Genomic DNA, 7,666 nt, shown 5'->3' on the forward strand with positions numbered 1-7,666 from the left:
ACCCGAATGTGCGAGTATGGCCGAATAAAGAAATCGAACCTTTAGCCGTGCTCAATCTCAATCTGATCTGGGGTCAAATCGCCCATCGGAATCTCTTCGCCCAAAGGGGCGTACAGGGCTTGGCTAATATCGATATTACGCCAGAATTTGCTGTCAAATTAGGTGCTGCTTATGGCTCTACGCTCAAACCCGGAACGCAAGTCACCGTCTCGCGCGATCAACGCAATGTCTCGCGAATGGTATCGCGATCGCTAATTGCTGGATTGATGTCGGTGGGAATTAACGTTCAAGATCTTGAAGCTACCGCCATCCCCGTCGCGCGGAAGATTATCTACTCCTTGCGCCAACGCCAAGATGAAGTCACCGTCGTCGGTGGCATTCACGTCCGGTTGCATCCCGATCGGATGGATTCGATCTTAGTCGAATTTTTCGACGATCGCGGCATTAATATCTCCACCATTCAAGAGAAAAAGATCGAATCGGCTTATTTCAAAGAAGATCTCCGCCGCGCGCGAATTCCCGAAATCGGCGACGTCAATCGCTTTTCGCAAGGAATGGAAATCTATAAATCCGCCTTCCAAAAACAACTCAATATCGATGCGATTCGTCATGCGAGCACCAAAGTAGTCGTCGATTACGTTTACGCCGTCTCCGGTGCGATTCTCCCCCTGCTCTTATCCAAATTTGGCTGCGATGCGGTAGTACTCAACGCCAGCCTCAGCCAGATGTCTCTCACCGCCAACGAACGCGAAGCCTTATTAAACCAGCTCGGACATGTTGTCGTTGCCCTCAAAGGCTCCTTCGGCGTCCAAGTCTCCGCACATGGCGAACAACTGATCCTCGTGGACGAAGAAGGCGTGCCAATTCGCGGCGACATGCTGACAGCCCTAATGGTGCAAATCGTCCTCACAGCCTATCCTGGCGGCACTGTAGTCGTCCCCGTCCAAGTTTCTAGCGCGATCGAACAAATCGTCCGCCGTCATGGGGGCAAAGTCAAACGCACAAAAGCCAGTCCTACCGCTCTCATGGAAGCCTGTCAACAGTTGCCCAACGTCGTCCTCGGCGGTAGCGGCGAAATGGGCTTTATCTTCCCCGAATTTCACCCCGGCTTCGATGCGATGTTCTGTATCGCCAAACTGATCGAAATGCTCACTCGCCAAGATCGATCTCTGAGCAGCATCCGCGCCGAATTACCCCGTGTCTTCTATCGCAGCCACTCGATCCGCTGTCCCTGGACGGCTAAAGGCGGCTTAATGCGGCACATTCTCGAAACCCATCAACCCGAATATTTAGATACCGAAGATGGTGTCAAAATCGTCAATTATCAAGACGATCGCTGGATCTTAATTCTTCCCGATGCGGGCGAACCTTTGGTACATATTTATGTCAATGGTAACGATCGTAATTGGGTCGATGAAACGATGCGCGAATACCGTCAGCAGGTACAAGATTTTATCGAGCAATATCGCCAGACTAGCGATTAAAATGAGTCAGAGATAATTAATAGTCGAGCGATGGAAGATTACCAAGATGCTTTTCTAGAACGCCACCAAGATACCGAAGTACTCCATCTCTCCAATAGACAAGTTGCTGCTATGCACTTTGGGGGAGTAACAGTAGAATGCTTACTCAAGTCGACTATTATAGGTAATCTTCCAAGAGGAACGAGTCGCGAATGGAAAACAGAAGCAAACAATCCCGGACATACAATCACTAACCCAGGACATGATTTTCAAGATGCTCTAAGTAGGTGTAACCGTCTTAATTCTAGAGTTCAAAAATTTCCAGAAGTAAGAAAATGGATTAATATCGTTGAAAATCCTCAAGGACATTTTATTGACATGCGTTACTGTGGTAGTGAGGCTAGTGAAGCAGATTATTACAAAAAATGGTTGTTTGCTTACAAAAGTCTCATTGGTTGGTTGCAAAAACAAGCTTCTACACTTTGAGGATAGATTGAATGCAGAGAGAGAACTGGCAACAACAGCTTAAAGAAAAGCTTACTAATGAATACGCTAAAAATCCCCACTTAGAATGGGTAGATATAAATATTTCTAGTTCTGCGTTAGTAAACTTGACGATCGTTAGCGATCTCATGATGAATTTATCAATGCCAGAGCGTAAAAATAGAATTCAAAATATACTGAATGAGTTTTCTGTATCTTCAGGATTTATGTCTCTGTATACAGTAAAAGAAGGAGAATCTCTGAATCTATCTCGTCCGCAAAAACCAGATAGTTCGATCGTTCATACTTGGCACGATCTAGCCTTGTGGGCTGCAAATCCCCAAAATCACGAGCGATTACCAGAGATCTCACCACGTATTCCGCAGACAGTAAGCTTCTATTCCTTTAAAGGAGGAGTAGGTCGAACTACTGCTTTAACTCATGTAGCTTGGATTTTAGCTAATCGCGGACATAAAGTCGTTGCAGTGGACTTGGATTTAGAAGCCCCAGGTTTGAGTACTGCTTTTAAATTACAGCCCGAACCAAAATATGGGATCGTTGATTATTTCTACGAACGTGCTTATCTACCAGATAGCGTACCAGCAGATATTGAAATCGGCGATATTTTTGGTGAAGTTACGATTGCCGATACATCAGGCAGATTATTTATCGTTCCCGCTGGTATTTTAAGTTTAGATTATATTAGCAAGGTTGACGATCTGCGTGCAACAACAGTTAGCGAGCGTGGCGAAACACTTTGGTCTATTTTTAAAAATGACATTAACGATCGACTTAAACCGGATATTATCCTCGTTGATTCTCGGACAGGGATAAATCAATGGGGTGCATTATCTTTGCTAGAAGCAGCAGATAGAGCGATCGTGTTCCTCTTTCCTAACGAACAAAATCAACTGGGAATAGATGTTCTATTGAAATCGCTTAATTCCTTTGGTAAAATATCCATCGATTTCGTATTTTCTCCAGTTCCAGATACAACAGAAATCGGGCTGACTAAAATTAAGTCTATTTCAAAAAAATTGAATGTTGAAAGAGATCATGATACTGTTGAAGATAGTTTAGATTCAGATGACGATTTATCAGAATTGTTAATAGTACCATATCTAACCCCAATTGCCACTGCCGATCGATATCCCGTTATTGGGTTGCTAGATTATTATAATCGGATTGCTAATACAATCGATGAAGGAGCCGCTCGGTCTAAATCTGAAGTTGGAGGAAAGCTCATCGACGAAGACCGACGCTGGCAAATCATTGAAAGTCTAAATTTTCCACCACTCAATGCTGCCGATCCCAAACAAAACTTGAACGATTTATTTCAAAAGACGGCTAATTTTGATAGATTTTTAGAACCATCAACTTGTTTAATAAAGGGTCGAAAAGGTACTGGCAAAACAGCATTATACTTATTATTATTAAAGCATTCAACTATTGCACACAAACTAGCAAATCGTAGGTTAGATAATGTAACTTTTTTGTCTGGCCATGGTGCCTTCGATCGAAGTCGTCCATCTCGAACTGAGTTTGAGATAGTGCATCAATCTTTAATAGAAGACAAAGGAAGTTGGGAAGTATTTTGGCGAGCGTATTTAATTATTAAAGTATATCAAGATCGAGGTATTGGATTTCTAGCTATAATTAAGGGAGATAAGTTTCAATCATTAAGAAATATTTTAAAGTCTTTATCTAAAGAAGATTGGCAATCAGAGCATACACAAGCTTCTCTCCGACTATCAACAGAGTTAGAATTTAAACTAATAATTCCAGACGCGCTAGGGCTATTAAATCAAGAACAGCAAACTAAAGGAAAATACCTATGGTTTTTGTATGATGATTTAGATGAGGATTTTCCCGAGCGGGATGGTGTTAGACAAGATGCCTTAACAGGATTATTTCAGTTGATTCAATCTTGCGATGCTCGAAGATTGGAATCGATTAGATTTAAAATATTTTTACGTGAAGATATTTGGAATCGGCTTAATTTTGACAATAAAAGTCATTTTAATGGTCGAGATTTAATTTTAAAATGGAGTAGAGTAGATTTTTTAAGATTAGCATTACGTCAAGCAATTCAATCCCAAGATTTTAAGTCTTTAGTCGATCGATCTACCCCAGTTGAAAATATAGATACGGCTAATGAAGAAACTTTAAGTCGCGCTCTAGAACCGTTGTGGGGCATTCGTCGTCGGGCAGGAACTAAGGCTAAATTTGTTTCTAGATGGATTTATGAGCGATTGACAGATTCAAGTGGAACTTCTTTTCCTCGGAGTTTGAGTGCTTTACTGGAAGGAGCAAAAGCCCAAGAGTTAACGTATAAAGGCCAAACATCTGTACAAACTTCTACTGACGATCGATTAATTAGAGGTAAATCTCTAGAGATTGGACTAGAAAAAGCATCCGCAGAACGTTGTGAAGCCATCGAACAAGAGTATCCAGACTTGAGTAATTTTTTTAATGCTTTAGAAGGATTGCCAGCATTATTACCAAAAGAACAACTAAAAGATATTTGGCTGCAAACATCAATAGAAACAGCATATACATTTGAAGAGTTTGCTATTTTATTAAATGAAATTGGCATAGCAAAATGGCGCGATAAAGAAGATCGTTATGGCTTTGCAGATATTTATGTATATGGTTTCAAAATGAATCGTAGTGGTACAAAATAGTTGTTAATCTTGATATCAAAGAATCTTGTAAAATAATCCGCTCGAAACAATGTCGCTCAAAAATACTGCCCAAGAAACACTAAATATTCTCAAAGCAGGAAAATATACTAATAGTGCGGGGAAAACAGTTGAATTTCTGGCAGCGCAACAGATGGCGGTTAAGAAAACGGTTTTATATACACCGCAACAATCGTCTGCACTATTAGAACAACCACCCGCTGGTACATCCGAGCGACAACCCACGATCGAAGTCACCAGCGAAACGACTCAAGTTGCCGCCCAGCGACTCGTGCGATCTGAAGGATGTAACGATTTGGTATTATTGAGCTTCGCCTCAGCGCGGAATCCTGGCGGTGGCTTTATTAATGGTGCCAAAGCTCAGGAGGAAGATTTGGCACGTTGTTCGGGCATTTATCCCTGTCTGCTGACTCAACCTGCCTACTATGATGCCAATCGACAGGGTGAGTCGCTACTGTATACAGATAATGTCATTTATTCGCCCAACGTACCCTGGATTCGCGTCCGCAATCGGGAATTAATCGACGATGTTTTCCTTGCCTCGGTGATTACCGCACCCGCACCCAACGCGGGACAAGCTTTACGGCGCGATCCTAATTGTGGTGACGAAATTGAGATAACACTCAGGCGACGTGCGGGCATTGTGCTGGCGATCGCGCGCGATAATGGACATCTATCGTTATTACTCGGAGCGTGGGGTTGTGGGGTATTTAGCAACGATCCCAATTTAGTAGCCGATGCCTTCGGACAGTGGTTAACAGATTCGCGCTTTGTGGGTTGTTTCGATCGAGTCGTGTTTGCAATCTATACTTCCAAAAGTAATGTAGATACACTAACCGCCTTTCAACAGCGGTTTAGCTCGTAACTAAGCTTAACTGTAGCCATTAGCGGTTTTCTGTTAAAAATACTCGATCTTGGCTACAGTCAAGTTGAAGCAGTCAGGGATCTGTCCTTCCCATCTCTATCCTCATCCAATACTTCTCGGTTAAGCCAAGAATTAGCTAGTCCGCGCAGGCGGACTTCGCATCACAAGCTGCGATTTCAATCGTCAGCAGTTGTTAACCGAGAAGTATTGTATCCTCATCTACTTAGATGATTTCTGCTTCTAAGCCCTCAGATCCAATTGCACGAGGTTGAGCAGTTGCCATTTGATAAAGAACCGCCAACGGGAGAATTCCTAAAATTAATCCCAATAAGATGGGAATATAAATTCCGGCTGCGATACTCGTAATCGTGGCAAAACCAAAATTACCCAGATAAACCGCCAGTGGCAAACCGAGTTGAGTAGTCGGTAGTGTCAGCGGCTTCATCCGCCAGATTAGTGTCGCTACGGTCATAAATACCACTCCCGTCCCGAACCAACCTGCAAAATTCTCGTAGGGCATTCCAAAAAAGGCACCTGGTTGCTCCCACACCCAAAATGGTACTGTAGTTTGACTCATGGCTGGATCGAGCACGAAATCCCAAGAAGTTAGTAACAGCGAGCCAAAACCGATCGCGCCTACATATTTAACCACTTTGGGAATGGCTAAAGTTTCCAAGCCAGCACGAGCGATGAGATAGGCACTAAAGCCGATATAAAACCATGACAGGGGAATGGTAAACGGTACCAACCCAGCAATTTTGTAGCCCAATCCCGATAAATAATGATAATGCCCAAACGGAAATCCCGTACTAGTGCCCAATAACTCACTGACCAAAGATAGTCCGATCGCGGGAATCATAAATCCTAAACAATGCCAAAGACCCAGAGTTCTGTAAGCATATACTGCTACGGCTGACGTTCCCAACAGCATATAGACTACGCCGCCACCTGCCATCGACCAGCCAAAAGCGGTTTTGCCGAAGTCGGGTAAGGCATTAATAAAGTCAGTATTTGGTAGCACCAACAGCAGTCCGGCGAGACCAAACCCCATTGATAAAATATGTCCGATCAGCAGACTTCGCTCAACACGCATAAGTTTTTCCATCGATCGCGTCTATGTAGATTAAGTTTGCTAGTTCATCCAACTTGAGTCTGAAGTGTCCGCTCGATCTTGACAGCTCGCGCGTTGCTGCTTGAAGATCGAGCGTTCGCAACTACCCAATTTATAAATTGGATGAAGTTTATCTAATAGTTTACAAATCTTTACTAAGTAGCATGATGTATTCAACCAACATAACTGCCCAATTAATCTCGATTTGGCTCGAATTTGGCTCAAATTGCCAGAAAATCTATCAAAATAAATAATGTCTACATGAGTAATCGCTACGACTCAATCGCTAATTTAGTATCGATCGAGTGAGTATTTACTATCGATCGATCTCACCGCAGATCTGGCGATGCCAAGCGGGTAGATCGAAACAGGCGATCGAATCTGTCTCGCCTCTAGACAAAATTATCTAAATCCAGTTATAATTGAGTGTTTGGCACTCTTGTAACGCACTTATACGGGTAAGCGCGTAGCTCGACAAGAGCCGCTCAGGTTTTTGTACATAGATAAATTTATACCCATGGCGAAGAAAGGCACGATCGAGCGGGAAAAAAACCGCGAGCGACTAGTCGCAAAATATGCAGAAAAGCGGGAAGCTTTGTTAGAAGAGTTTAAAAATGCTCCCTCAGCTCAAGCGAAGTTCGCAATTCACCGCAAAATCCAACAATTACCTCGCAACAGCGCACCCACTCGGTTGCACAATCGTTGCTGGGTTACTGGTCGTCCCCGTGGATACTACCGCGATTTCGGTCTATCCCGGAACGTTCTCCGCGAATGGGCACACCAAGGTTTGTTACCTGGCGTTGTCAAATCTAGTTGGTAGCATCGACTTATTATTTTGTAAGTCTGAAGTTGAATGTGGATAGAGCGTAGAGGGTAGCGGATGCGCACTCGTCGGTTTCCCCGACGGTTTAGCGGCGCATCGACCGGGGGGAGGTTTTCTCCTGGTTGTGTGCGACAAGACAGCGACCCAAATCACGCGGAGGTTCCCTCTGCATGTGTTTGGTTCAAGACAGCGCACCAAGCAAAAAGCTGTCTCTTATAC

General features: G+C 43.6%; 5 protein-coding genes and 1 pseudogene. 5 read left to right on the top strand and 1 reads right to left on the bottom strand.

Going from position 1 to position 7,666, the window contains the following annotated elements:
* From C7B77_RS18765 to C7B77_RS18780, 4 genes and pseudogenes are all read left to right on the top strand, one after another.
* Positions 1 to 1,484: pseudogene (locus C7B77_RS18765) on the top strand (mannose-1-phosphate guanylyltransferase); the annotation flags it as partial.
* A gap of 30 nt (positions 1,485 to 1,514) precedes the next feature.
* The gene (locus C7B77_RS18770; RefSeq protein WP_106308219.1) at positions 1,515 to 1,949 is read left to right on the top strand and encodes a hypothetical protein; all 435 of its coding nucleotides are present in this window, start codon (positions 1,515 to 1,517) and stop codon (positions 1,947 to 1,949) included.
* An 11-nt stretch (positions 1,950 to 1,960) separates the two neighbouring features.
* Positions 1,961 to 4,630, top strand: a complete 2,670-nt coding sequence (locus C7B77_RS18775; RefSeq protein ID WP_106308222.1) for a MinD/ParA family ATP-binding protein — start codon at positions 1,961 to 1,963, stop codon at positions 4,628 to 4,630.
* 49 nt (positions 4,631 to 4,679) lie between these two features.
* Positions 4,680 to 5,513, top strand: coding sequence for a TIGR02452 family protein (locus tag C7B77_RS18780; RefSeq protein ID WP_106308225.1), 834 nt, complete (start codon positions 4,680 to 4,682; stop codon positions 5,511 to 5,513).
* Between the two features lie 223 nt (positions 5,514 to 5,736).
* On the opposite strand, the gene cruF is transcribed toward C7B77_RS18780, so the two are convergent.
* Positions 5,737 to 6,618, bottom strand: a complete 882-nt coding sequence (gene cruF / locus C7B77_RS18785; RefSeq protein ID WP_106308228.1) for a gamma-carotene 1'-hydroxylase CruF — start codon at positions 6,616 to 6,618, stop codon at positions 5,737 to 5,739.
* Positions 6,619 to 7,141: 523 nt separating this feature from the next.
* Between cruF and rpsN the strand changes: the two genes are divergently transcribed.
* On the top strand, positions 7,142 to 7,444 hold the full coding sequence (rpsN, locus tag C7B77_RS18790; RefSeq protein WP_106308231.1) for a 30S ribosomal protein S14: 303 nt from the start codon (positions 7,142 to 7,144) through the stop codon (positions 7,442 to 7,444).
* Positions 7,445 to 7,666 lie beyond the last annotated feature (222 nt).

The organism is Chamaesiphon polymorphus CCALA 037, assembly GCF_003003845.1.
GTDB classification, from domain to species: domain Bacteria; phylum Cyanobacteriota; class Cyanobacteriia; order Cyanobacteriales; family Chamaesiphonaceae; genus Chamaesiphon; species Chamaesiphon polymorphus.

Bases quoted from the DNA above. Each gene is read 5' to 3' on its own strand.
- C7B77_RS18770 (WP_106308219.1), top strand. From the start codon at position 1,515: ATGGAAGATTACCAAGATGCTTTTCTAGAACGCCACCAAGATACCGAA.
- C7B77_RS18775 (WP_106308222.1), top strand. From the start codon at position 1,961: ATGCAGAGAGAGAACTGGCAACAACAGCTTAAAGAAAAGCTTACTAAT.
- C7B77_RS18780 (WP_106308225.1), top strand. From the start codon at position 4,680: ATGTCGCTCAAAAATACTGCCCAAGAAACACTAAATATTCTCAAAGCA.
- cruF (WP_106308228.1), bottom strand. From the start codon at position 6,618: ATGGAAAAACTTATGCGTGTTGAGCGAAGTCTGCTGATCGGACATATT.
- rpsN (WP_106308231.1), top strand. From the start codon at position 7,142: ATGGCGAAGAAAGGCACGATCGAGCGGGAAAAAAACCGCGAGCGACTA.